The organism is Amycolatopsis sp. NPDC000009 (genome assembly GCF_055563465.1).
This window is the reverse complement of record NZ_JBVHDI010000001.1, coordinates 1-23,741: the sequence shown is the minus strand read 5'-3', so window position 1 is coordinate 23,741 and position 23,741 is coordinate 1. Positions and strand designations below refer to the sequence as shown.

Genomic DNA, 23,741 nt, shown 5'->3' with positions numbered 1-23,741 from the left:
CCGGCGGCCATGAAGGATTTGGGACGTCGACTGTCCCAAATCCTTCACGGACAACCCCTGTGCCCAGCGACCGCACACGTCTGACGTCCCTTGTGGACAGTCGATTGCGCCCCACGACGTTGCGAAAGCCACTTTCGCAACGTTGAACGTTGGGAAAGTGGCTTTCGCAACACCGACAGCGCCGTCCTCACCGACCACGAAGCGAGGCGACCGAAACAGCACGGGCGGCGGCCGTGAAACTCGCCCACCCCACCAGCTCGATCAGTTCTCGATCGGCCAGCCCCGCGGCCGCGACCAGAGCGTCGTCGACCTGATACGGCGCCTTCGCGACTACCAGGGCCAACCGGACCCCGGGATCGTCGAACGCGTCCACCCAAGCGCGGCTCAGCCCAGGCGGCGAACCATCCCAAGTGGACAGCTCCCGCTCCACGACGTCCCGCACGGCCGAAGGCACCGGCAATGCGGCGAACGCCGACGAAGCACGGGAGAACGCGTCGCCGATCAACGGATTGCCCACCGCCCAGCCGAAATCCTCCGACCCCGGGGGCAGCAGCTCCAACGACTCTCCCGGCGGAGCACCCTCCATCGGGCGAAGGAACCGCCCCAGAACCGCTTTCGCCTTGGCACGCGCCGAATCCGGCACGGACGAAGGCAGCGGCGACGGCTCGAGGAGCACGCTCACCACCCGGTTCAGGTAGTGGAACGCGAACGCGACCGCGGTCAGCTCCGCACGGGCACCCGCCGACAAGGGCCCCGTACGAGGATCCGCCACCGGACGCCCCTCAGCGATCGCCGACGCCTCCGAGGAGCGCCCGAGCGAGTCCAGCGCCATCCCGTGGACCTCGACGCAGTACGGACACGAGTTCTCTCGCGACACCAGCGTCGCGACGACCTCCCGGTCCGCCCGGCTCGTCTCTCCGGCCGCCACCAACGACTCTCGCAGCATCACCCAGCTCGCCGCGAGCACCACCGGCGACGGCGAATGCAACGCCACCGGCGGGGCCAGCATGCCGAAGTCCCGTTCCAGCCGGCCGTAGACGTCGCGGACGAGTCCGGTCGCCCGGCCGAAGGGCACCGGCCGGACGTACCGGACTTCACGCAACGCGCGCCGCAGCGCGAGTTTCACCAGCGTGGGTGCCATGCTCAGCTCCCGGCCACCAGCGATAGTTTGCCGACCGCCCGCCGCCCCGTGATGGAGCCGTCCGGGGCGGGAGCGCCGTAGGTGACGTCGACGCCGCGTGCCTGAAGCGCGCGCACGATCCCCGGCACCGAACGCTCGGCCAGCGCCGCGATCGTCATCGCCGGGTTCACCGTCAGCGCGCCCGGCACGGAAGCGCTGTCGGTCACGAAGATCCCGGGGTGGTCACGGAGTTCGTGGTTCGGGTGCAGCGCCGAGGTCGCCGGGTCGTCACCGATCCGGCACGACGCCAGCGGGTGCACGGTGTACGCGCCGACGACGTCGTTGGTCCACGGCGCCACCTTCGCCAGGCCGTCCTTCTCGAGGATCTCCTTGCACTCCGCGTCGGCCAGCGCCCAGCCGTGCCGGGTGTTCGGCGTCGGGTCGTACTTCAGCGGACCGCGGCCGAGCATCTGCTGCGAGATGCGATAGGCGTTGCCGGTGGGCGGCGGCGCGCCGAAGACACCCTCGTTGTCGTCCTCGGTCATCAGGAAGATGGTCAGCCAGGAGGCCCACTTCTTGAGGATCTCCTTCTTCTGCGCCCCGAACCAGCGCGGTTCGTCACCGTCGGGCACCTGGGCCAGGATCGTCCCGAGCCCCGGCGGGAAGTACAGCTGCTCCAGCGAGTACCGCTCGTACTCCGGCAGCGAGCCGTCGAGTTTGTCCCAGTTCGCCACGGTCGGGCCCTTGCCGATGTGGTTGGCCTCGTAGACCTTCCCGTCCTCACGGGACAGTCCGAGCACCTCGCGGACCCGCTCCTCGTTGATGATCGCGGTGTTGAGCCGCTCACCGTTGCCCGAGAAGTACCGGCCGACCCCGTGCGGCATGGTGCCCAGCGCCGCCTCCGAACGCTGCAGGATCACCGGCGTCGCGCCGGCGCCCGCGGCGATGATGACGATCTTCGCGTCGATCGTCCCGCTGCCGGACTGGAGCCGGTAGTCCTCGTCGTCGACGATGTTGAAGTGCACGCGGTAGTCGCCGTCGTCGATCCGTTCGATCCGCTGGACCTCGTGCAGTGGCCGGATCTTCGCGCCGTGCGCGAGCGCGGCGGGCAGGTAGTTGGTCAGCAGCGAGCGTTTCGCGTCGAACCGGCAGCCCGCCATCATGAAGTTGCAGTTCACGCACCGGTCGTTGTCCACCGCGACCGGTGCCGGGTTGGCGGTCCGGCCGGAGTGATCGCAGAACGCCGCCCACAGCCCACCCGCGTACGAGACGTCGTTCCAGTCCTGTTTGGACACGGGGAGCGATTCCGAAACCCGGTCGTACCAAGGTTCCAGCGAGTCACGCGTGATCTCCGAAGGCCACATGCGGCGGCCGATGCTGCCGTGGCGCTCGAAGACGAACTTCGGGGCGCGCGGCATCGCGGCGAAGTACACCACGCTGCCACCGCCGACGCAGTTTCCGCCGAGCACGCTCATTCCGTCGCCGACGACGAAGTCGAAAGCCCGGGTGTAGGACGAGCCGAGCAGATAGTCGTGCTCGAAATCCTTCGTCTCCAGCCACGGTCCGCGTTCCAGCACGGTGACCTTCGCCCCGCCCGCGGCCAAGTGGTAGGCGGGGATGGAGCCACCGAACCCGCTGCCGACGATGACGACGTCGGTCTTGTCGTAGGCAGTCATGCGGGGCTCCCGGAAGGCGTCGTGTCAGGGTGGAGCCGCGCCAGCTCGCGGCGATAGGAGAACTTCGGGAACCGCCACAGCCCGTCTTCGTCCGGCGCGGTGTACCCCATCGCCAGCAGGCCGGGGTGTCCCTCGGCGATGGCTTCGGCGGTGTGCTTGTGCGCGGCGCTGTCGAAGGACATGTTGCAGAACAAGGCGAGGCTCACCCAGCCGTCCTTCTCCGGATGCCCCGGCGCGGTCAGCGACCGCACGAGCGCGGTCCGGTCGGCGAAGGACAGCGCGACGAACGGCGGCAGCGACTCGTCGAGGGTGAGGTCGTGCTCCTTGGCGTAGCCCTTCGCGTGTTCGTTGAGGGACTGCGCCAGGTACGGCAGCCCGACGGTCACCCCGGTCGCGTCGGTGTGGAGCAGTTCGAGCGCGCCCGCCACGACCGCGCCCGGCCCCTTCGACGCGCCGGCGATCGCGTGATCGCCGGGGAACCGCTTCTCCCCCGGCACGATCGTGTCCGCGTAGGCCTCCAAAGTGGACACCTTGACCTGTTCGTCCGAATCCACGGAACCTACCTCCTGTTCCTGGTGTGCACGGTCATCGGCAGCCCGCCCCGCACCCGCAGCGACAGCATCGCCTCGGGTACCACGTCGTAGCCGGGGAGCTTCCTGAGTTCGAGGTCGCGCAGGACCATCGTCAGCACGAAGACGGCCTCCATCACGCCGAGGCTGTTGCCGATGCAGAACCGCGGCCCGGCGCCGAACGGGATGTAGGCGTAGCGGGGCCGCCCGCTCGGCCGGTCCGGATCGAACCGGTCCGGGTCGAACTTCTCCGGCTCCGGCCAGAACTCCGGGTGCCGGTGCAGCGTATAGGGCACGACGACGACGTCGGATCCGGCGGGGACGTGATAGCCGCCGATCTCGTCGTCGGCCTGCGCCACCCGCGGCAGCAGCCACACCGGCGGATACAGCCGCATGACCTCTTCGACGACCCTCGCCGTGTACGGCAACCGGTGCAGATCGTCGTGTGTCGGCAACTGATCGCCCAGTACCGCGTCGGCCTCGGCACGCAGTTTCGCCAAGACGTCGGGGTGTTCGTCGAGCAGGTGGAACGCCCAGCCCAGCGTGCTCGCCGTCGTCTCGTGCCCGGCCAGCAGCAGGGTGATCAGCTCGTCCCGCATCTGCTCGCGGGTCCCGTCGGTCGCGATGAGGCGCGAGAGCACGTCCTCACCGTTCTCGACGGGGTTGGCCAGCCGCTGCTCGACGAGTTCGTCGGCGATCCGGCGAAGGTCGGCCCGCGATTCCCGGAACCGCAGTTGCTTCTTCAGCGGGGCCCACTGCGGGACCATGCTCAGCGTCACCGCTTCGAACATCGCCTGGTCCTGCACGGCTTCGAACGAATGCCCCAGCGAACTGAAGCCGCCGAGGTCCGCGTCGAGCAGCGTCTTGCCGAGCACACCGAGGGTCAACCCGGTCATCTCGTGCAGGATCTCCACCGGTCCTTCGGTGTCCCGCAAGCGTTTCACGAGCCCTTCGACCTCGTTCGCGACGACCGAGGCCTGCCGCGCGATCCGCTTGGGCTGGAACACCGGCTGGATGGTCCGGCGCTGTTTCTTCCAGACGTCGCCGTCACTGGTGAGCAGCCCGTCGCCGAGCGCCCGCCTGGCCTCCTGGAGGCCGATTCCCTTGTGGTAGTTGGCCGCGTTGTCCGCGAGCACGTGTTTCGCCAGATCGGGGTGGTTCACCAGGTACATCGTCTTGGGACCGATCGCGATCCGGACGACGTCCCCGTGCGCCTCCGCCGAGTCCGACATGAGCGCCAGCCGGTCGGTGAAGAGCTTCTTCAGCAGACCGAAGGTCGCCCGGCGCGGCGGGCCGGGCGGCGCGAGACGCGCCGCCCGGCTGGTTTCCGCACCGTGGGTCATGCCGCCACGGCCCCGGTTTCCGTCTCCGGCTTCTCGGCCGGCTTGGGCAGGGAGGTGACTTCGGCCGACTTCGCCTGCTCGGCCTCCCACTTCTCGGTGGCCTTCTTGGAGAAGTGCAGGCCCCACAGGAACGCGCCGCGGATGAGGCAGACCAGCGCGGTGGCGAGGAACAGGCCGTATGCCACGTGCACGACCATGAAGAACCCGTACGCCAGCGCCACGCCCGAACCGAACAGGACCTGCGACGCGGGCTTCGACGGGGTCGTGCCCGGGTCGGTGACCATGTAGTTCGTGTAGAGCACGAACGCCACGCCGGTCATCATCCCCAGCGCGCCGGGGATCGCGGTGTCGAAGAGCAGACCACGGATGATCGCCTGGAGCGCGAAGGTGATCAGCCAGGCGCCGATCAGCCACATCCGCTGCGTCAGCATCGCGTTGAGGACGGTGCCCGACACGATGATGATGCCGACGATCAGCCAGCCGACCCACGAGTCGACCTGCTCGGTGAAGTGATAGGGCGGCGCGATGCTCGCCCAGGGGAACACCAGCAGGATGATCGTGATGCCGAAGTTCGACGGGTTCATGTAGTGCCGCAACCGGCCGCGCACCGGGGCCTGCAGGACCCACTTGGCGCCGACGGCGACGACGACGCCGAACATCATGACCAGTACCTGGTCGTTGACGTAGGTGAGCATGTTCAGCGCGAGACCGGTGATGTGCGCCGGGAACAGGAACTCCACGAGTCCCTTGAAACCGTTGCCGCGGAAGCGGACGCCCCGCCCCTGCGTCCGGGCGCCGATGATCTCCAGCAGGATTTCCGTGGCGTAGGCCGTGGCCAGCGCGATGAACGGATAGGTGTAGGGCTGCTCGAAACCGAGCACGGTGTAGCCGATGATGTTGAAGACGGTGATCGAGATCGCGAACCGGCGAAGCGCCGTGATCGTCTTGTTGCTCTTCGGTGCCGTGAGTGTCTGCTCAGCCATGACGGTCATTTCTCCTTAGCCTGAGCGCCGAGCTGGAAGGTGTGGCTGCCCGGGGTCAGCTGGACTTCCTGCGTGCGGATCTGCCCGGTCAGGTCACGCCACTGCAGGCAGACCTTCACCGGCCCGGTGACCTTGCCGAGTCCGATCTGGATCTCGTGGCTGCGCTTGCCGGAGTGGCCGCTGCCGCCGTCGACCCGGTCCATGTACTTCTTGCCGTCGGGGGTGATGACGGTGACCTGCGCGCCGATCGCCGCGGTGCCGGCCGCCTGGAGCGGACCGTCCGCCGAAGCCTTGTCGTGCACCAGCTTCAGGTTCAGGTACGACCCGGAGTCGGGGCTGACGTTGCGGTAGAAGATCGGCTGCTCCCACTGGCGGGCCACGGCGAAGTCGAGCTTGCCGTCGCCGTCGGCGTCGCCGGTGGCGATACCGCGGGTGGGCACCGGGACCGCGAGCCCGAGGCGCGGGGCCAGGTCGGTGTAGCGGCCGTCGGCGCTCTTGGCCCAGAAGTGCAGGGTGTGGTCGCCGCCGACGTCGTCACCGGCCACCATGTTCGGCCAGAAGGACGGGTGCTTCAGCAGTTCGTCGTTCGAGGTCGCCAGTTCCTGCAGCTGCGGCCAGCGGTTGACGTCGCCCTTGACGAACCCGGTCGCCTGCGTGATCACCGATTCGCCGCTGTTGTTGTAGTCGGCGATCTTGACGTCCCAGCCCCAGCCGGACCACGCGGTGCCCGCCTGTGCGCTGCGGTCGACCCACGGCGCCTCGCCGCCCTGCAGACGGCCGCGCAGATCCGCGGTGTCCTTGGCGGTGTTCATGAACTGGAAGTGGCTTTCCTCGATGCCCCAGGACGTCGTGATGTTGCTGACGTACAGGTCGTAGAGACCGTCGTGGTCGAGGTCGGCGAAGTCGACGCCCATGCCCTTGAAGGAGTCGTTGCCGAGCACCTTGGACTTCGGGTCGTTGGGTCCGCGGACGCCCTTCACCTCGGCGAACTCGACGTGCCCGGGGCGGGACTTGTTGTACAGCAGGCGGTCGTGGCCGAAGTCGTTGCCGATGTAGAGCTCCGGCAGGTTGTCCCCGTCGACGTCGGTCGCGCTGGCCGCGAGCGACCAGCCGCCCTGGGCGTCGGCCGGGATGGCCTTGTCGTCGAGGGCGAACGACGCGGTCGGCTTCGCGCCCTGGGTGGCGCCGGTGAACCGCAGGATGTACTTGCCGCCGGCGTTGTCGGCGTGCGACATCGACTTGTTCATCTCGACCCCGCCCTGGACGCGGTCGTCCAGCACCGCGCTGTCGGGGAAGTAGTTGCCGATGAAGATGTCCTGGTGGCCGTCGCCGTCGAAGTCACCGACCGAGGCGGCGTTGGTGTTCCACAGTGGACCGGCGTACTCGCCGTTCTTGGAGTTGTTGCCCGGCACCAGTTCCACCGGCTCGTAGGCCTTCGGCTCCAGCTTCGTGGCGTCCGGCTTCGACAGGAACAGGATCGGGGTGCGGCCCCAGTAGTAGGCCAGCAGGTCGACCCGGCCGTCCTCGTTGTAGTCCGCGGGCACGCAGCCCATGGGCGCGATGTACTTGCCCATCGGCAGCGGCGCCGCGTCGAGCGCGAACGGCGCGTAGCGGTCGCCGCCCTTACCGGGCGTCGGGGTGATGATGACCTGGTCGCTGCGCGGGTCGACGAAGCACAGGTCGTTCGCGAGCTTGTCGCCGTCGAGGTCGTTGACCGCGATCGCGGCACCGACCGACGAGATCCAGGCCCGGATGTGCTCGTAGTCCTTGTTCACCGTCCGGATCGACTGGCTCTTCGCCGCTTCCGGCAGGGCGATCGTCAGTGGTTCGAACGCGTACTTCGAGGCCATCGTGTCGGCCTCGGCGGTCGAGACGGTGGGCAGCTGCGCCACCACGAACAGACCCGCCATCAGCACCAACGCCACGATGCCCGCAAGCTGCTTGCGGAGCCAGCCCAAGGTCGCGGTCATTTCCCTGCACCTCCAGATTTGAGCACCTCAGCGGCGATGCGCTGTCGCCAGGTTTCGAATGCCGGGAGTTCGCCGTCGACCACGGTCGCCGGGCGCACCTCCTGGGTGATGGCCGCGGCCCGCTCGGCCGGCAGCCCGCAGATCGCCTGCGTGGCGACCTCGGTCTCGGGGATCAGCAGCCCGGCGCGGACGCGGGCTTCGGCGGCGAAAGCACTGCCCTGGGCAAGGTTCCCGCGGTGCTCGCCGGCGAACTCGGCCAGCTTCAGCAGTTCGTCGGACGTGACCCCGCAGGCGTAGGTCGACGCGAGCCCGACCCCGGCGTAGAGGTCTCCGTGGCGCCGCTCCGGGAAGCGCGCGATCGCGTCGGCGACCAGATCGACGTCGGTACCGCAGATGAACCACAGCGCCCGCCCGATGCCCTGGTCGATCGCCCGCAGCGCGTACCCGTCGTTACCGGGCGGCCAGGAGAAGCCGGGGTCCTGGAACTGCCCGTCGATGTATTTCGCCGTCTTGAAGTACGCCTGGTGGAAGCCGTAGCCGTCGAGCACCAGCCAGCGCAGCAACGGGTCGAAGTCGTCGGCGGAGGGCCAGCGGAAGCGCGGCAGCCGCGCCATCGCCCAGCCGACGCCGACGTAGATGATGTAGTCGTGCTTCTCACCGGGCCCGTCGAGGAACCCCGCGATGTGCCGGCGTCCGCCGCCCGGCAGCCCGTCCAGCATTCCGTAACCCATTCCCGCGCCTTCGTAGGCGAAGCCGCGGTATTTCACCGGAATACGTTCGAGCCATTCTTCCGCCTGCTCGACGGAACGCGCTTCGACGGCGTGCGCGTAGCCGAGCAGGAATTTCTCACCGACGGTCTCCAGCAATTCTTGAGCGGCCGGGCTCTTCTTGTGGAAACCGCGCTTGTCCAGTGACGTCTCGGACACGTCCGGCGTGATCATGCGGCGTCTGATGGTGCGCCAACCATTGCCCAACGCACTCTCCCCCTAACGGGTGGATTCGAATTCTGGATCGCGTAAAGCGTCACATGCGTGGAGATACCCCAGCTACTTCACGGTTGCGTCCGCGTTCTCCCGGTTTGCGAATCCGGGAGAACGCGGGAACGACTTCGTTCACGCCACCGCGCGCAGGTGACCGGGAGCGGGCATGGTCATCCGGTTCCCGGCGGAGGCCGGGCCGCCGGCGAGGGTGATCGCCATCGGCGCGTCGGTCGGCAACGGGGCGCGCATCGGCATCCGGAGGTGCACCATGCCGTACCGGGTGATGTCGACGCGGCCGGGCAGGGTGCCCACGGAGAACGAGGACGCCGCGGTCCCGGCGGCGTGCTCGGCCACCCCGATGACGGTCCACCGGCCCTCGGGGACGTTCTGGATCTCGATGTCCGCGGACAGGACGTTCGCCCTGCCGCCGAAGGCGACCGGGCCACACTGCGGGATCGACTCGGCGAACAGTCCGATGAGGACGGTCGCCGGGCCTGCCCCGCGCGGGGTCTCCACCCGCACGCTGATCGTGCCGGTGCCGCTGCGCATCGTGGGGCTGCCCATTCCGGCGCTGTGCAACGCTTCCAGGGTCGGCAGGCGCTGGAAGTGCGGGGCCAGCGCGACGAGCAGTTCGCCGACCTCGGGGTCGCGGTACTGGGTCGGGGTCATCCCGACCGCACGGGTGAAGCGGCTCGTGAACGTGCCGACACTGCTGTAGCCGACGCTGCACACGATGTCCGACACCGTCAGCGATGTCGTCAGCAGCAGTCGTTTCGCTTCGAAGAGCCGGATCGCGGTGAGGTAGCGGCCGGGGGTGACACCGGTCGCCTTCGCGAAGATCCGCGAGAAATGGAACGGGCTGACGAAGACTTCCTGTGCCAGGTCGCTCAGGGTGATCGGGTCGAAATACCTCGCGTGCATCGCGGAGATGGCCTGCAGCACCGCGGGTTGCAAGGGGGACGCCGGCTCAGGGTGCCGACCGGGTTCGGTGACGCCTTTCTCGTTCGCCGCCATGGCGACTGTTCGTAGCTGCATCAGACCAACCTCGGATTCGCTGTCGCTTTTCTCTGTACGCCAGCTAACTCGTCGGTGATTTCAGCGGGCTCGACGAGCGATCGAGATGGGTCCCGCGGTCTTGTCCGAACGTGCGCTATCGGCGGACGGTCGCCAAAGCCCGCTCGCTACCCCACGGCCTCACACCGGGAGATCGAGCACGCATTCACCGACGCCGACCTCGGCGGGCCAGTCGAGTTTGAGGGCGCGGTCGACGCGGTCGCCGGCGTCCACCGGGACGGCGTGCGCGGCCAGCCCCATGGCGCGGGCGACGAGATAGAGCGTCTGCTGCAACGCGCCGACATGCGCCAGCGTCGTGGCATACGCGCCGCCGCCGAGCACGGACGCCATCCGCGGCATCCGCGCGGTGACGGTGATCAGCGCCGAGGGCCGCCGGTGGTTGCCGCCGCCGATCATCGCGATGTCGAGCATCTCGTCGAGATCGGCCACGTCGTCGTTGACCAGGGTGAGCCGATGGTCGAGCGGATCGTAGTGGTAGATCCCGCGGTCCAGCCCCGAACAGCGGTTCACCGACACGTACAGCTCGAGTTCGTACAGGCAGGCGACGCTGAAATACGGGCGCTGCGAAGCACTGTGCGCGGGCCCGTTCGGCAGATGCGCGGGCCCGATCGACCGGATTCTCGCGCCACGGAACAGGAACTCGCCGATCTGCTCGGCCGACAGCACGCTGTCGGTGAACTCGGGGCAGCTGTGGTCGTTCTCCAGCAACGCCGTCAGCGTCGGATCGGTCTCCGCGCGGTCGGCCAGATCCGGCCGGAACAGCGAGTAGCTCGGACCTTCGCCGGTCGGGGCCTTGACCACCGGCGGAGTCCCGAGCCCGGCGAGGTCGGCCGGGCCGCCGGGCCGCCAGGTACGGCTCGTGGTGTGGAACGACAGCTCGTCCGGGGACCACACGCCCAGTTCCGGATCGTCGTCTTCGGCGAACCTGCCGTCCTCCCCGGCGGCCTGGACGACCCCCGCGGCGACCAGATAGGACACGACCGCGCCCACCACGCCGCGATCGATCCCGGTCGTGGTCACGATCTCCCCGGCCGACTTCGCCGTCGCGAGGGTCGCCGCGACGTGTACCGCCCACGGCTGGGACAGCACCACGCGATACCGCGCGGACGGCGACTCCAGCCCCATCCCGTCGGCGTCGGAACGCAGGGAACTGAAGCGGGACAAGCGGATCGGGCGCGTGGCGGGGATCTCCACCGGTGCGAACACCGGCGCGAGCACGACCGGGATCACCGACAGCAGCGGGCCGCGGCCGTCGGCGAGACCGAGCGACCGCACCACGGAGCCGCCGAGTTCCTTGAGCACCTGCCGCAGCGCGTCGGCGCCCTCGGCCGTCCAGCTCAGTTCGCCTTCGAGATCGGGTTCCCGTTCGACGGGCTCCCATGACGACGTCACGTTCGCCAGCGACACCGGCCCCAAGGCCATCCGCCGCAACGATTCCACCACCAGCGGTTCCGCGTGCGGGAACTCGTGCTCACCCCAGCGCGTGACGACCACCAGTGAGCCGTCCTCACTGATCTCGACGAGGCTGTCGTCGGTGAGCGACCACAGGGGGATCGTTTCGGCCACACCGCCGGGGGGATCTGTCGTCAACTGTTGCTCCAGCTTGATCTACAAGAACATCGGGAAGGGATTCAACCGCTCGTAGGGAGTCGGTTCGGCGAGCCTGCCCAGGCGTACCGGTACGTCGAACAGCCGTCCGGGGGCGAAACGGCTCCAGAACGGACGCAGCCCCGGAACGACCACCCGGACCACCGGGAGATCGATGTCGGGCCTCGTCTGGTCCAGCACCAGCGTCTCCATTCCCAGCACGGAAAGCCTCCGTACCAAGCACTCCACATCGTCACGGACGTCGGGACGGCGGACGAACTTGAAGTCCGCGGCCCGTTTCGCCGACCGGCCGGGCGCCGGCAGCAGATACGGCTGGTTCGCGACCGTCGCGTACCTGAGCCACCGTGCCGCGTCGGGATCGTCGAGTTCGACGTCGTTCGCGAGCACCGCCGGGATCAGCTGGTTGAGCTCGCTGACCGCCCGCCGTAGCGCCGTCCTGGGATCCAGGTGGGCGCCGAAACCCATCATGACGTTTTCGCGGGGCCCGACGATACTCCTGGAAAGCGCGACCATCACCGGGACACCGAGGTCCGCGGTCAGGTCGAGGACCCACAGTTCCCGGCCTGCCCGCGCGTACTGGCCGACCATCTCCTCGGCCCACGGGTCGTCGAACGAAGCGATGTCCACGCCGGGAACGGGAAGCCGGTTGTACCACCACAGCGCGACGGCGTCGCGTTCGACGAGTTCGAGGAGTCCCTGCAGGATCGCGTCCTCGATACTGCTTCCGGCCGCGCAGCCGTTGGAGTCCGCGCGCATCCCGGTCAGCCCGCACTCCCACGGCACCCCGTAATAGAGGTACGCGGTCGGCATCAGCTTCCGGCGCTGCCGCGTGAGCGACCACAGCGGTGTCCAGTCGATGGCGGCTTCGGTGTCGAACCGTTCCGGGACGTACTGGAAGGTGGCGTGGGCGGCGTTCCACTCGGCGCGGCCGTCGTATTGGCGCTCGTCGAAGAGCATGCACGAGTTCGGGTGGACGGCGTCCTCGCCGAGCGCGCGGAAGGTGTCGCGGATCCGCAGTTCGTCGCCCTGGTAGTTCGCCGAGAACCGCTCAATCGCCTCGCACAGCGCGCCGACCTCGGCGTCGATCGGGCTCGCGCCCTTGCCGCCGTTCTCCCCGCGCAGCCCGGCCTGCAACCCCGCCTCGCCGCGCACGCGGCGTGCGACGTTCCCCCCGGAGTGGTACGCGTTCACGAACGCCGGCGCCCGCGGGTCGCGGGAGATCTCCTTGACGATCCCGGTGACCGGGCTGACCAGGTGGCCGTAGCGGTCGAGCACCTCGACCGGGGTGAGGGTCCGGTGCCCGCCACCGCCCGACGTCGCCTTCTTGGCCTCCCGCAGCACCACCGGCTCGGCCGTCCGCGCGGCGACGATCCCGGCGTCACCGCATTCGGGACACTGGGGGCGGCGCCGCAGTTCGTGCAGGCGCCCCTGCAGGTCGAGGGTGTCCAGGATCCACACGGCCTGCTGCCCCGGATAGCGGTGTCCCGCCAGCCATTTGGACGCTTCGAGGGAGATCAGATGCGACGCGGCCGCGGTCAGCGGCGGCACGGCGGGCATCGGGAACGACGCGGGGCCGTCGTGCCCGAGGACCTCCTGCACACAGGCCTCGGCGTGCCGGTGCCCCCACAACCGGTTCGTCAGGCAGTGCCAGCAGCCGGACCGGCCGGGCTGCATGATCGGGCCGATCCACACCTGCGAACCCGACGGCCGGGCCAGCAGCCAGGGCCGCCCGGTACGCCGGTGCTCGGCGTCGATCTCCGCCAGGCGCGGGTCGAGGTAGTCGTCGCACAGCACGATGGCCAGTTCGGACGCCGTGTCGACCACTTCGATCCCGCTCGCCGCCAGCCCGCTCGCCACCTGCGAGGTGTCGACACCACGGCCGACCGCGGTCAGGCTCGCCGTCGCCGGCTTCTGACGGCCGGCCACCGCGGAGGCGTCGAGACCGCACGCGTCCCAGTACGCGAGCGCGCGTTCGTCGCCGCTCATCTCGTCCGGGACGTGGACGGTGACCAGACCCGCCTCGACCAGCCTGGCCAGCACGCCGGTGACCTGTTCGGCGCTCATCCCGTCCGGGCGGGCGGACAGGAGTCCGTCGAGGTCACGGGTCCCGTCGAGCAGGGCCGCCACCGACGCGACCTGGGCACCGCGCATCGCGATGACCCCTTGTTCGGAGAACAGATAGGCACCATTCCCCTCGCGGATCTCCGCGCGTAGATGCCGTTTGAACCCCAGGCCACCGCTGATCGAGCCGGACGTGGACGATGCCTCGCGCATGATGACCCCCAGTAGGTCGGTTCGATTCTCGAATCCTGCTCGGCGGGCTTTGCCCCGGCCAGTGCGCGATTCACGCGTCGGATATGAAAAACCCACGTTCTTCCGGGACGCACGCACGCGACAGCTGGTGGACGGCTCACTGGCCCGCGCCGGGCCGCTCTGCCACTGTCGAAGTACTGGGAATCAGGTCTCGACGCGTATCGAGCTGGAGGGCGCTTGCGATGTACACCGGATCACGAGTAGCGGACACGCACCACGGCTCGGCACCCAACCCGATTCCGGTCACGCCCGCAAGCCCCGTCCGTTTCACCCTCCTCGGCCCGCTCGAGCTCGTGCGGGACGGGATCGACTACGCGCCGACGACGCCGAAGCTGCTGCAAGTGCTCGCCATGCTGGTGATGAGCCCGGGGAAGATCGTCCCCATCGACACGATCGTGCGGGAACTGTGGGCCGACGACCCGCCGCGCAGCGTCCGCACCACCATGCACACCTACGTCTACCAGCTGCGCAAGTGCATCGAGGAGAACGAGCTCGCCCCATACGGGGAGACCATGCTGGCGACGAAACCGCCGGGGTACGTGTTCCGGATCGCCCCCGAGCAGGTGGACGTCTTCGAGTTCCAGGAGCTGCAGCAGCGGGGCCGGGAGCTGCACCTGCGGGGCGAGCACACCGAAGCGGCGAAAACCTTCCGCTCCGCGCTCGCCCTGTGGTCGGGGCCGCCGCTCGCGAACGTCCACTGTGGACCGGTGTTGTCGGCGTACTCGGTCGACCTCGTCGAGCAGCGGCGCAGCACGCTGCACCTGCGGATCGAGGCGGACATCGCGGCCGGGATGCGGCACGAGCTGATCGGTGAACTGCGGTCCCTGGTCGCCGCGAACCCGCTCGACGAGGCCCTGCACGGGCAGCTGATCCGCGTGCTCGGCCGCAGCGGGCGGCGCTCCGACGCGCTCGCCACGTACCGTCAGGTGCGCACCCGGCTCAACTACGAACTGGGCGTCGAACCCTGTGACGAACTGCAGGTACTGCACCACGACCTGCTTTCGGAGGGTGAACCCGCGTGAACACCACTACCCGCAACGGAAACGAAAGTGAGGATCGACGGATGAGCATTCGTACCTATGGACAGTTCTGCGGTCTGGCCAGGGCGCTGGAGATCATCGGCGAACGCTGGTCGCTGCTGATCGTCCGTGACCTCGTCCTCGGCCCGAAGCGGTTCACCGAACTCCAGGCCGGCCTGCCCAAGATCCCGCCGAGCACGCTGTCCGCGCGGCTCAACGAACTCGAGCAGTCCGGGGTGCTCCGCCGCCGCCTGCTCCCCCAGCTCGACGCCGCGGTGGTCTACGAACTCACCGAGTACGGCAGCGAACTCGACCAGATCGTGCTGGACCTCGGACTCTGGGGCGCGCGGTCGCTCGGCCAGCCGTCCCCCGAGGACGTCTTCACGATGGACTCGGCGATCCTCTCGCTGTACACGACCTTCCGGAGCGAGAAGGCCAAGGGCGTTCAGGTCACCTACGAACTGCGCTACCCGGGCGAGATGCTCCTGCACGCGATCGTCGAGGACGGCGCGCTGAAGGTCGCGGAGGGCGCGCACCCCGGCGCCGACGCGGTCATCGAACCGCTCGGCCCGTTCATCAAGGACCTCCTGACCGGGGACCTCACCGCCGCCGACGCGACGCGAACCGGCAAGATCCGCCTCGAAGGCGCCTTCGAATACCTCGAACTGTTCGCGGAATTGTTCCACATTCCCGCGGCTCCCAAAGTGACCGAAGGAATCGTCGTCCGCTGAGCCATACGGCGTAGTACCGCAGGTCGGATCCGGCAATCCGGAGTAACGGAAATCGTTGGTGCGCGGGATATCGTCGACATCCGTCACCGGTCGGTCTTTCGCCCTAGGAGCCCTTTCATGGCCACACTCGATTCGCGTCCGGGTCTGCTCGCCTCACTCAACGGGAAATACCACCGTGCGGCGCTCCTCACCTTCGCGGTGGTCGTCGTGGCCCACTGGGCGGAACACCTCGTCCAGGCGTTCCAGATCTACGCCCTCGGCTGGAAGACCGCGGACGCCCGCGGCGTGCTCGGGATCCCGTTCCCCAAGCTGATCAGCTCCGAATGGCTGCACTACGGCTACGCCATCGTCATGCTGATCTTCCTGTTCGCCCTGCGCAAAGGGTTCGCCGGCCGTTCGCGGCAGTGGTGGAACCTGGCGCTCGGGTTGCAGTTCTGGCACCACATCGAACACCTGCTCCTGCTGATCCAGGCGCAGACCGGCTGGCGTCTCGGCGGCGGCACCGCGCCGAGCAGCATCATCCAGCTGTTCATCCCGCGGGTGGAACTGCACCTGTTCTACAACACGATCGTCACCATCCCGATGATCATCGCGATGCTCGTGCACCGGAAGGCCCCCGCCGCGGAGCGGGAGCTGACCGGGTGCACGTGCGCGCCCGAAAGCCGGCGCGAGCTGGCGACCGCGGCGTCGTGACCAGGAGGCTCTTCGCGCTACTGGCGTTGCTGGCGGCGTGTTTCGGGGTCGCGGTGCTCACCGCGGCCCCGGCCTCGGCCCACGTCGAGCTCCTTTCCTCGAACCCCGCCGACGGCGCCCGGCTCTCTTCGGCCCCCGCCCGGGTCTCGCTCACCCTCTCGGAGAACATCGGCATCCAGCCGAACTCGATCAAGGTCGTCGACCAGCAAGGCACCGACGTGGTGGCCGGCCCGGTGTTCCAGCCGGGCGAGGTCGCCGAAGAGGTCGCCGTCGAACTCGAACCCGACCTTCCGGACGGCAGTTACCTCGTCGAGTACGCCTTCGTCTCGACCGATTCACATCCGGTGCGCGGCACGATCGCCTTCGTGATCGGCACCGGCCCCCTGATCACGTCGGCGGGCGCGGTGTCCGCCTCCACCGGGACCGACCCAGTGACCGACGCGCTGTTCACGACCTTCCGCTGGGGCTCCTTCGGGGGCGTCGCGTTGCTGGGCGGGCTGGTGTTCCTGCTGGTCTGCCGCCCGGATGGCCGCACCGACCCGTCGGCGCGGAAGCTGATCACCGCGGGCCTGTGGCTCTCGGGGGTCACGGCCGTGGCCGGGTTCCTGCTGCAAGGCCCGTACGTCGCCGGGCGAGGGGCGGGCGCGATCTTCGACCCGGCGCTGATCGAAGCGACCCTGCGGGTGGCGTACGGGAAGCTCCTGCTCCTGCGGCTGGCCGCGATCGTCGCGCTCGCCGTGATCGTGCGACGGCTGCTCGCGGGCGACCAGCCGGATCGGCTGCGCTCGCGCTACGAGAATCTCGGCATCGCCGCCGGGTTCATCGTGATGCTGAGCTTCTCCGCGACCGGGCACGCGGTGGCCGACAAGATCATGTTCCTCTCCGTCAGCGCCGACCTGGCGCATTTCGGCGCGATGGCCGTCTGGGTCGGCGGGCTGATCCAGCTGGCCGTGCTCCTGCGCGGCAGGTATTCGGCGGCCGAGGCCGAGCCGGCGCTGGCCCGGTTCCACCCGATCGCCACCCGGTCGATCGTGATCATGGTGGTCAGCGGCGCCTACCTCGGCTTCCGGCTCGTGCCGTCGGTGGAGGCGCTCTGGACGTCGGCCTACGGCATCCTCTTCCTGGTGAAGCTGGCCGGATTCGCCGCGTTGCTGCTGGTGGCGAACGTGAGCCGCAACGCCGTGCGGCGCGGGATCTCCGGCCGCGGCGGCACCGCTGTGGTGACCGCCGACCTGCGGAAACTGCGGATCAGCGTCGGGGTCGAGGTGCTGATCGTCGCCGTGGTGCTCGCGCTGGCCGCGGCGCTGTCCTCGATGTCCCCGACCGGTTGATCACCGCTCGATCTCCTCTTCCGGCGGGGCGAACGGCCCCCAGGTGAAGGCCCGGAGCCACGGCTCGGGATCGCCCAGCCAGTCCATGGCGGCGATCTGGGCCGGGCTCCGGCGCCCGGCGAGCGACCGGTAAAGATCCACGGGCGCGCCCGAGAGCACCGCGGCGACCGGCTCGGTGCCCGCGATCCAGGTCGCGCCCTCGGTCTCGATCCGCATCCCCGGCAGTCCGTGCCTGCCCAGCGAGTCCCCGAGGCCGCGGACGAGCACTTCGAATCCCCGCAGCCAGGCGGCGTGCGCCCCGGGCGGCGGAACGCCGAGCGCGTACCGGAGATCGAGCTCGTGGGTGAAGGCGTCCATCACCATGATGTCGCCGCGGCCCTTCCCGTCGCCATCGGCGGCGAGGAGGGTGTCGGCCTCGGGACCGCGTTCGAGCCAGAGCTTCAGCACTTCGGCGGCCGACGCCGTCTCCGGCACCGGGCAGGCCTCGCCACCGAACCGGGTGATCACCCGATCGCAGATCTCGGCCAGATGCGCGACCAGCTCCCGCACGGTCCACTGTGGACATGCCGGGACGGCCCGCCCGGCGGCGCCGGCGTGATCGGCGAGCAAGATCGCGAAGTTCTCTCTGACCTGCCGATATCCTTCGGCCGCTGTCGCCGTATTCCAGCCAGGGACCCGAATTCGGCTGCTCGTCACGCGGCCACCTCCAGTAGGGGTAAGCGATGGTCGTCCATTCTCCCACCGTCGCGGAGCTTCACCCTTCTTCCCGCTTGCGCGGACCGTTCACCGCAAAGACCACCCACCCGTGGCGCGTGTCGTCGCGGCTTCAGGCACACTGGTCAATGAAAGCCCCGTGTGGCAAGAGAAAGCGCCCAATGGCGACACATCGACCACTGTGGAGGTGACCAATGGAGATGCCCGGCTTCGATCTGGCGTGGCGTGGTTTCGATCGCGCGCAGGTCCGGGAATTCGTTCGCGAGGTGGAAGCCGAACTACGCCGCGTGGAAGCCGAACGAGACGAAGCCCTCCGCCGCGAGGAGAAACTGGCCGCCGAACTCACCGGCGCGCGAGAGGACATTCGCGAATTGAAGGCCTCGGTCGACCGGATCAGCCGCGTCCCGATCGCGCCGGACGCGTTGCAGGAGCGCTCGCGCCGGATGCTCGAACTCACCCGCGAGGAAGCCGAGGACATCACCGCGCGCGCCGCCGAAGAGGCCGCCAAGGCCGAGGCGGAACGGAAGCGGATCGCCGAAGACTTCGAGCTCGCCATGACGCTGCGCCGCGCGGAGGCGATGCGCGCGCTGGCCGCACGGGACGAAGCCGCGCAGGCCCGGGCGAAGAAACTGCTGGACGACGCGGCCGCGGAGAGCGAGCGCCTGGTCGCCGAAGCGCGGCAGAAGGCCGACGTGGCCCTCCGCCTGCGCGATGACGTGCTGAAACAGCTGGTCGGCTGCCGCGAAATGCTCACCGAGGCCGGTTCCGTGCTGGCCGTATCCCCCTCACCGAAACCGGAAGTCCCCGTTCAGCGCCGGAGCAAGCCCGAAGCCCGCACCGGCGCCGAAGCGGCCACGACCTAAGCGGGGTCGCCCGAGGAAAAGACCACCGGCCGGATCTCCATCGCGTTGACATGCGCGTCCGGGATCTGGCCCGCGATCTCGATCGCGCGCTCCTTGCTGTCGCATTCGACCAGGTAGAAGCCGGCCAGGTACTCCTTCGACTCCGCGAACGGGCCGTCGGTGACCACCGGGACGCCGTCACGCACCCGGACCACCGTGCTCTCCTTCGGCTCCCCCAGCGCCTGCGTCCCCAGCAGCTCGCCGCTCTCGGTGAGCTGCTTCATGAAAGGGTCGATGCGGGCGACCACCTCGTCGCGCTCCTTCTCGGGGAGTGCGTCCCAGGCGGCAGGGTTCATGGTGATCATGATCATGTACTTCATCGGTGTTCCTCCTGGTCGTCCGGCGGCCGGTGCCCGGCCGCTCACGGGGAAGTCGGAGCCGCCGGATCGTCCTCGACATCCTGGCATCCTGGAATTCCACCTCCCCACGCATATACGCGGGGAGGGTATAGTGGTCGACGACGGCGAACGACGAGAGAACGGGTGCGGAATGACGGGCTACGGCACCGAGCGGGAGGCCTATCTCAAGCGCCTGCGCCGGATCGAAGGACAGATCCGCGGCTTGCAGCGGATGGTCGAAGAGGACAAGTACTGCATCGACATCCTCACCCAGGTGTCCGCGGCCACGAAGGCGCTGCAGTCGTTCTCGCTCGAACTGCTGGACGAGCACCTCGCCACCTGCGTGGTCCACGCCGCCGCAGCGGGCGGTGAGGAGGCCGACCTCAAGGTCCGGGAGGCGTCCGACGCCATCGCCCGGCTGGTCCGGTCCTGAAGCGTCGCAGCCGCAGGCTGTTGGTGACGACGAACACCGAGGAGAACGCCATCGCGGCCCCCGCGATCATGGGGTTGAGCAGGCCGAGCGCGGCCAGCGGCAGCGCGGCGACGTTGTAGGCGAACGCCCAGAACAGGTTGCCCTTGATCGTGGCGAGGGTGCGGCGCGACAGCCGGATGGCGTCCGCGGCCGCGCGCAGGTCGCCGCGTACCAGCGTCAGGTCACCGGCCTCGATCGCGGCGTCCGTCCCGGTCCCCATCGAGAGGCCGAGGTCTGCCTGCGCGAGCGCGGCCGCGTCGTTGACGCCGTCGCCGACCATGGCGACCACGCGGCCTTCGGCCTGCAGCCGCTTGACGACGTCGACCTTCTCGTCGGGCAGCACCTCCGCGATCACCTCGTCGATCCCCACCTCGGCGGCGACGGCCTTCGCGGATCCGGTGTTGTCGCCGGTCAGCAGGACAGGGCGGAGCCCGAGCGCTTTCAGTTCCGCCACGGCCTTCGCCGACGTCGGCTTGACCGTGTCGGCGACGACGACCACACCGCGCGTCTCGCCGTCCCAAGCGACGACGACCGCGGTCGCGCCACGGTCCTCGGCGGCCCTCTTGACCTGGGAATACTCGTCGCCGAACGTGATGCCGTGCTGGTCGAGGAGCGCCGGCCGCCCCGCCAGGACGGTCTTGCCGTCGACGTCGCCGATGACGCCCAGACCCTCGACGTTGCGGAAGCCGTCGACCGGCGGCAGCTCACCCAGCCGCTCTTCGGCGGCCTCGACGATCGCGCGGGCGATCGGATGCTCGGAAGCGTGCTCGACCGCCGCGGCGAGCCGCAGCACCTCGGTCTCGTCGTCGCCGTAAAGGTCGGTGAGGCTCATCTTCCCGGCGGTCACCGTGCCGGTCTTGTCCAGGACGACGGTGTCGACGGCGCGAGTGGACTCGAGCACCTCGGGCCCCTTGATGAGGATGCCCAGCTGCGCCCCGCGACCGGTGCCGACCAGCAGCGCCGTCGGCGTGGCCAGCCCGAGCGCGCACGGGCAGGCGATGATCAGGACCGCGACGGCGGCGGTGAAGGCGGCGTCGGCCCCGCTACCCGCGCCAAGCCAGAAGCCGAGCGTGCCGACCGCGAGCGCGATCACCACCGGGACGAACACGGCCGACACCCGGTCGGCGAGCCGCTGGACCCGCGCCTTGCCGTTCTGCGCGTCCTCGACCAGCCGTGCCATCTGCGCGAGCCGCGTGTCGGCGCCGATCCGGGTGGCGCGGACGACGAGCCGTCCGCTCGCGTTGACCGTCCCGCCGACGACGGCGTCACCGCTGGTCACCTCGACCGGGACGGCTTCACCCGTCAGCATGCTCAGGTCGACGGCCGAGCCACCGTCGGTCACGACACCGTCGGTGGCGATCTTCTCCCCCGGCCGCACGACGAACTCGTCGCCCGTCTTCAGCGCACCGATCGGGACCCGGCTTTCGGTGCCGTCCTTCAGGAGCGCGACGTTCTTCGCGCCGAGGTCGAGCAACGCCCGCAACGCGGCGCCGGAGCGGCGCTTGGACCGGGCCTCGAAGTAGCGACCCGCGAGGAGGAACGTCGTCACCCCGGCGGCGACCTCGAGGTAAAGGTTGCCCGCGCCGGACCCGCGCTGCATGGTCAGCTCGAAGCCGTGCCGCATGCCGGGTACCCCGGCGGCGCCGAACAGTAGGGCGTACAGCGACCAGAGCGTCGCGGCGACGACGCCGAGCGAAATCAGGGTGTCCATGGTGGCGGCGCCGTGGCGGAGGTTCGTCCAGGCGGGCCGGTGGAACGGCCACGCGCCCCAGGTGACGACCGGCGCGGCCAGCACCAGCGAGACCCACTGCCAATAGGTGAACTGCCAGGCCGGGACCATCGCCAGCACGATCACCGGCACGGCGAGCACGGCTGAAACGACGAGCCGCGTACGAAGCGCGCCTGTCTCGTCTTCGTCTTCGTCGGGCTTGGGCGGCTGGGCCGTGTAGCCGGCGGACTCGACGACACCGACGAGATCTTCGACCGACAGCGCGGCGGGGAAGTCGACCTGCGCCTTCTCGGTGGCGTAATTGACCGAGGCGGAGACGCCGTCGACCTTGTTCAGCTTGCGCTCGACCCGAGCGGCGCAGGACGCGCAGGTCATCCCACCGATGGCCAGCTCAACCCGCTGGGAGGTCGCGGCGCTCACGGCGTGCCTCCCGGATGGTGTCCGTGATGCTCGCTAGCCGGCGCCGGCGAGGGCGGCGGCTCGTCCAGCGGCCCGACGGCGGAACCGATCGCCCAGGCGACGGCGAACACCGCGACCAGAGCCGCGGCGAACGCCGACACCTTGACGGCGGTGCTCACGAGACGAGCTGGTAACCGGCCTCGGTGACGGCCGCGTCGACGGCCTGGACGTCCAGGGGCGCGTCGCTGGTGACGGTGACCTTGCCGCTGGCGACGTCCACGTTCACGGCGCTGACGCCCGCGATCCCGCTGACCTCCTCGGTCACGGAGGAGGCGCAGTGCCCGCAGGACATGCCCTTGACGGTGTAGGTGGTTTCGGCCATCGGTACGAACTCCTCTACAGGACAGGTGGAGCGATCAGTTCCTTTATACCCCGTGGGGGTAGGGGTGTGCACAGAGGGTGCGGGGACACTGCGGAAATGAGGAAGATCTCCGCCATCGGCATCGGCGCCGGCGACCCGGAACACCTGACCGTCCAGGCCGTCCGGCGACTGAACGAGACCGATGTGTTCTTCGTCCTCGACAAGGGCTCGGAGAAGCAAGACCTGACGGCTCTGCGCCAGGAGATCCTCGACCGGTTCGTCGAACGGCCCGGCTACCGCGTCGTCCGGGCACCGGACCCCGAACGCGACCGTACTCCGGACGACTACCGGAAGGCCGTCGCCGACTGGCACCGGCTCCGGACCGACGTCTACGAGAACATGATCGCTTCCCTGGGCCCCGACGAGCGTGGCGCGTTCCTCGTATGGGGCGACCCCGCCCTCTACGACTCGACCCTGACTCTGCTGGACGCCGTGCTCACCAGGGGGAACGTCGAGTTCGAGTACGACGTCATCCCGGGCGTGAGCAGCGTGGCCGCACTGACGTCCCGGCATCGGACCACGATGAACCAGATCGGCCGCCCGGTCCTGGTCACGACCGGCCGCCGTCTCGAAGCCGGCTGGCCCGCGGACGTCGACGACGTCTTCGTGATGCTGGACGCGAACTGCACGTTCTCCCAGTTCGCCGACACGGGCCTGGAGATCTACTGGGGCGCGTACCTCGGGACGCCCGACGAGCTCCTGCTCTCCGGCCCCCTGACCGCCGGCCTCGCCGCGGAGATCCGCTCAGTCCGCACCTCTGCGCGGTCCCGCAAGGGCTGGATCATGGACATCTACCACCTACGCCGCCCAGGCCCCTCCCGCATTTAGTCCTCTAAATGCGTTCGCTCCCCTCCACCTCTCCCGTGCCCGGCCCTCTCCCACGTCCCCAACCCCGTCACTCGCGTGCCTGAATCCGCCACTCGCGTGATCAGAGCCGTAACTCGCGTGATGGGGCCCGTCATTCGCGTGTCCAGGGCCGTCATTCGTGTGATCAGGGGGACGACGCGCGTGTTTGTGTGGACGACACGCGTGATCGGACGGACGACACGGCGCATGGCCCCGGGCAACATCGTGTCGTCCGTCTGATCACGCGTGTCGTCCGTCTGATCACGCGAGTTACGGCCCTGGACACGCGAGTTACGTGTCAGGTCACGTGTGTGGCGGGTGTGGTCGCGTGGGTGGCGGGTGTGGGTATGGAGAAAGGGTCCAGGCCCCGGGAGAACTCGTGGTTCTCGACCGGGGCCTGGACCCTTCTTTTAATGTTAGTCCGGCGGTGTCCTACTCTCCCACAACCCTTCGGTTGCAGTACCATCGGCGCTGTCAGGCTTAGCTTCCGGGTTCGGAATGGGACCGGGC

Annotated in this window: 22 protein-coding genes and 1 rRNA gene; 7 read left to right on the top strand and 16 right to left on the bottom strand. The window is 69.0% G+C overall.

Annotated features, from left to right (window positions below; translation table 11 throughout):
* Nucleotides 1-187: 187 nt before the first annotated feature.
* The 10 genes from ACZ3HL_RS00115 to ACZ3HL_RS00070 form a co-directional block, all read right to left on the bottom strand.
* Nucleotides 188-1,141: a carboxymuconolactone decarboxylase family protein gene (locus ACZ3HL_RS00115; RefSeq protein ID WP_465527686.1), complete on the bottom strand. Its 954-nt coding sequence runs from the start codon at nt 1,139-1,141 to the stop codon at nt 188-190.
* A 2-nt stretch (nt 1,142-1,143) separates the two neighbouring features.
* The gene (locus ACZ3HL_RS00110; RefSeq protein ID WP_465527684.1) at nt 1,144-2,796 is read right to left on the bottom strand and encodes a GMC family oxidoreductase N-terminal domain-containing protein; all 1,653 of its coding nucleotides are present in this window, start codon (nt 2,794-2,796) and stop codon (nt 1,144-1,146) included.
* Nucleotides 2,793-3,350 carry a DUF5987 family protein gene (locus ACZ3HL_RS00105; RefSeq protein ID WP_465422203.1) on the bottom strand — a complete coding sequence of 186 codons (558 nt, stop codon included), beginning with the start codon at nt 3,348-3,350 and terminating at the stop codon, nt 2,793-2,795. Before ACZ3HL_RS00105 ends, ACZ3HL_RS00110 begins: the two co-directional genes overlap by 4 nt.
* A gap of 5 nt (nt 3,351-3,355) precedes the next feature.
* On the bottom strand, nt 3,356-4,708 hold the full coding sequence (locus ACZ3HL_RS00100; protein WP_465422204.1) for a cytochrome P450: 1,353 nt from the start codon (nt 4,706-4,708) through the stop codon (nt 3,356-3,358).
* A complete protein-coding gene (locus ACZ3HL_RS00095; protein ID WP_198935756.1) occupies nt 4,705-5,700 on the bottom strand; it encodes an enediyne biosynthesis protein in 996 nt (331 codons plus the stop codon). The genes ACZ3HL_RS00100 and ACZ3HL_RS00095 overlap by 4 nt, the downstream gene beginning before the upstream one ends.
* Nucleotides 5,697-7,661, bottom strand: coding sequence for a CRTAC1 family protein (locus tag ACZ3HL_RS00090; protein ID WP_465527682.1), 1,965 nt, complete (start codon nt 7,659-7,661; stop codon nt 5,697-5,699). The genes ACZ3HL_RS00095 and ACZ3HL_RS00090 overlap by 4 nt, the downstream gene beginning before the upstream one ends.
* A complete protein-coding gene (locus ACZ3HL_RS00085; protein WP_465422221.1) occupies nt 7,658-8,614 on the bottom strand; it encodes a DUF1702 family protein in 957 nt (318 codons plus the stop codon). The genes ACZ3HL_RS00090 and ACZ3HL_RS00085 overlap by 4 nt, the downstream gene beginning before the upstream one ends.
* Nucleotides 8,615-8,773: 159 nt before the next feature.
* A complete protein-coding gene (locus ACZ3HL_RS00080) occupies nt 8,774-9,676 on the bottom strand; it encodes a helix-turn-helix domain-containing protein (RefSeq protein WP_465422207.1) in 903 nt (300 codons plus the stop codon).
* 159 nt (nt 9,677-9,835) lie between these two features.
* On the bottom strand, nt 9,836-11,281 hold the full coding sequence (locus ACZ3HL_RS00075) for a SagB/ThcOx family dehydrogenase (RefSeq protein ID WP_465529052.1): 1,446 nt from the start codon (nt 11,279-11,281) through the stop codon (nt 9,836-9,838).
* 42 nt (nt 11,282-11,323) lie between these two features.
* On the bottom strand, nt 11,324-13,597 hold the full coding sequence (locus tag ACZ3HL_RS00070) for a TOMM precursor leader peptide-binding protein (RefSeq protein WP_465527680.1): 2,274 nt from the start codon (nt 13,595-13,597) through the stop codon (nt 11,324-11,326).
* Nucleotides 13,598-13,818: 221 nt separating this feature from the next.
* On the opposite strand from ACZ3HL_RS00070, the gene ACZ3HL_RS00065 reads away from it, so the two are divergent.
* From ACZ3HL_RS00065 to ACZ3HL_RS00050, 4 genes are all read left to right on the top strand, one after another.
* Nucleotides 13,819-14,658 carry an AfsR/SARP family transcriptional regulator gene (locus ACZ3HL_RS00065; protein WP_465422209.1) on the top strand — a complete coding sequence of 280 codons (840 nt, stop codon included), beginning with the start codon at nt 13,819-13,821 and terminating at the stop codon, nt 14,656-14,658.
* A 41-nt stretch (nt 14,659-14,699) separates the two neighbouring features.
* Complete coding sequence (locus tag ACZ3HL_RS00060; RefSeq protein ID WP_465422210.1) at nt 14,700-15,386, top strand: winged helix-turn-helix transcriptional regulator; 687 nt, start codon at nt 14,700-14,702, stop codon at nt 15,384-15,386.
* A gap of 117 nt (nt 15,387-15,503) precedes the next feature.
* Nucleotides 15,504-16,079 (top strand): hypothetical protein, encoded by a 576-nt coding sequence (locus ACZ3HL_RS00055; RefSeq protein ID WP_465527678.1) that lies wholly within the window; start codon nt 15,504-15,506, stop codon nt 16,077-16,079.
* Nucleotides 16,076-17,410 carry a copper resistance CopC/CopD family protein gene (locus ACZ3HL_RS00050; protein WP_465527676.1) on the top strand — a complete coding sequence of 445 codons (1,335 nt, stop codon included), beginning with the start codon at nt 16,076-16,078 and terminating at the stop codon, nt 17,408-17,410. Before ACZ3HL_RS00055 ends, ACZ3HL_RS00050 begins: the two co-directional genes overlap by 4 nt.
* Here ACZ3HL_RS00050 and ACZ3HL_RS00045 read toward each other — a convergent pair whose 3' ends face one another.
* Nucleotides 17,411-18,106 (bottom strand): maleylpyruvate isomerase family mycothiol-dependent enzyme, encoded by a 696-nt coding sequence (locus ACZ3HL_RS00045; protein WP_465422213.1) that lies wholly within the window; start codon nt 18,104-18,106, stop codon nt 17,411-17,413.
* A gap of 212 nt (nt 18,107-18,318) precedes the next feature.
* Here ACZ3HL_RS00045 and ACZ3HL_RS00040 point away from each other — a divergent pair, with 212 nt between their 5' ends.
* Nucleotides 18,319-18,987, top strand: a complete 669-nt coding sequence (locus ACZ3HL_RS00040; RefSeq protein WP_465422214.1) for a M protein — start codon at nt 18,319-18,321, stop codon at nt 18,985-18,987.
* Here ACZ3HL_RS00040 and ACZ3HL_RS00035 read toward each other — a convergent pair.
* Nucleotides 18,984-19,346 (bottom strand): YciI family protein, encoded by a 363-nt coding sequence (locus tag ACZ3HL_RS00035; RefSeq protein ID WP_465422215.1) that lies wholly within the window; start codon nt 19,344-19,346, stop codon nt 18,984-18,986. The genes ACZ3HL_RS00040 and ACZ3HL_RS00035 overlap by 4 nt on opposite strands.
* A gap of 169 nt (nt 19,347-19,515) precedes the next feature.
* Between ACZ3HL_RS00035 and ACZ3HL_RS00030 the strand changes: the two genes are divergently transcribed.
* Complete coding sequence (locus ACZ3HL_RS00030; protein WP_007034631.1) at nt 19,516-19,797, top strand: metal-sensitive transcriptional regulator; 282 nt, start codon at nt 19,516-19,518, stop codon at nt 19,795-19,797.
* Here the strand turns inward: ACZ3HL_RS00030 and ACZ3HL_RS00025 are convergent.
* The 3 genes from ACZ3HL_RS00025 to ACZ3HL_RS00015 are packed head-to-tail and all read right to left on the bottom strand — an operon-like array spanning nt 19,748 to nt 22,346.
* Nucleotides 19,748-21,985 (bottom strand): heavy metal translocating P-type ATPase, encoded by a 2,238-nt coding sequence (locus tag ACZ3HL_RS00025; protein WP_465527674.1) that lies wholly within the window; start codon nt 21,983-21,985, stop codon nt 19,748-19,750. The two genes, ACZ3HL_RS00030 and ACZ3HL_RS00025, sit on opposite strands and share 50 nt — an antisense overlap.
* On the bottom strand, nt 21,982-22,143 hold the full coding sequence (locus tag ACZ3HL_RS00020) for a hypothetical protein (RefSeq protein WP_465527672.1): 162 nt from the start codon (nt 22,141-22,143) through the stop codon (nt 21,982-21,984). Before ACZ3HL_RS00020 ends, ACZ3HL_RS00025 begins: the two co-directional genes overlap by 4 nt.
* On the bottom strand, nt 22,140-22,346 hold the full coding sequence (locus ACZ3HL_RS00015; RefSeq protein WP_126729947.1) for a heavy-metal-associated domain-containing protein: 207 nt from the start codon (nt 22,344-22,346) through the stop codon (nt 22,140-22,142). Before ACZ3HL_RS00015 ends, ACZ3HL_RS00020 begins: the two co-directional genes overlap by 4 nt.
* Before the next feature lie 96 nt (nt 22,347-22,442).
* Between ACZ3HL_RS00015 and cobF the strand changes: the two genes are divergently transcribed.
* Nucleotides 22,443-23,213 carry a precorrin-6A synthase (deacetylating) gene (cobF, locus tag ACZ3HL_RS00010; protein WP_465422218.1) on the top strand — a complete coding sequence of 257 codons (771 nt, stop codon included), beginning with the start codon at nt 22,443-22,445 and terminating at the stop codon, nt 23,211-23,213.
* A 437-nt stretch (nt 23,214-23,650) separates the two neighbouring features.
* Here the strand turns inward: cobF and rrf are convergent.
* Nucleotides 23,651-23,741, bottom strand: a 5S ribosomal RNA gene (rrf, locus tag ACZ3HL_RS00005); the annotation flags it as partial.

Excerpts from the sequence above, each read along its gene's own strand:
- ACZ3HL_RS00115 (WP_465527686.1), bottom strand. The coding sequence starts at position 1,141 with ATGGCACCCACGCTGGTGAAACTCGCGCTGCGGCGCGCGTTGCGTGAA.
- ACZ3HL_RS00110 (WP_465527684.1), bottom strand. The coding sequence starts at position 2,796 with ATGACTGCCTACGACAAGACCGACGTCGTCATCGTCGGCAGCGGGTTC.
- ACZ3HL_RS00100 (WP_465422204.1), bottom strand. The coding sequence starts at position 4,708 with ATGACCCACGGTGCGGAAACCAGCCGGGCGGCGCGTCTCGCGCCGCCC.
- ACZ3HL_RS00095 (WP_198935756.1), bottom strand. The coding sequence starts at position 5,700 with ATGACCGTCATGGCTGAGCAGACACTCACGGCACCGAAGAGCAACAAG.
- ACZ3HL_RS00090 (WP_465527682.1), bottom strand. The coding sequence starts at position 7,661 with ATGACCGCGACCTTGGGCTGGCTCCGCAAGCAGCTTGCGGGCATCGTG.
- ACZ3HL_RS00080 (WP_465422207.1), bottom strand. The coding sequence starts at position 9,676 with ATGCAGCTACGAACAGTCGCCATGGCGGCGAACGAGAAAGGCGTCACC.
- ACZ3HL_RS00070 (WP_465527680.1), bottom strand. The coding sequence starts at position 13,597 with ATGCGCGAGGCATCGTCCACGTCCGGCTCGATCAGCGGTGGCCTGGGG.
- ACZ3HL_RS00065 (WP_465422209.1), top strand. The coding sequence starts at position 13,819 with ATGTACACCGGATCACGAGTAGCGGACACGCACCACGGCTCGGCACCC.
- ACZ3HL_RS00060 (WP_465422210.1), top strand. The coding sequence starts at position 14,700 with ATGAGCATTCGTACCTATGGACAGTTCTGCGGTCTGGCCAGGGCGCTG.
- ACZ3HL_RS00055 (WP_465527678.1), top strand. The coding sequence starts at position 15,504 with ATGGCCACACTCGATTCGCGTCCGGGTCTGCTCGCCTCACTCAACGGG.
- ACZ3HL_RS00040 (WP_465422214.1), top strand. The coding sequence starts at position 18,319 with ATGGAGATGCCCGGCTTCGATCTGGCGTGGCGTGGTTTCGATCGCGCG.
- ACZ3HL_RS00035 (WP_465422215.1), bottom strand. The coding sequence starts at position 19,346 with ATGAAGTACATGATCATGATCACCATGAACCCTGCCGCCTGGGACGCA.
- ACZ3HL_RS00030 (WP_007034631.1), top strand. The coding sequence starts at position 19,516 with ATGACGGGCTACGGCACCGAGCGGGAGGCCTATCTCAAGCGCCTGCGC.
- ACZ3HL_RS00015 (WP_126729947.1), bottom strand. The coding sequence starts at position 22,346 with ATGGCCGAAACCACCTACACCGTCAAGGGCATGTCCTGCGGGCACTGC.
- cobF (WP_465422218.1), top strand. The coding sequence starts at position 22,443 with ATGAGGAAGATCTCCGCCATCGGCATCGGCGCCGGCGACCCGGAACAC.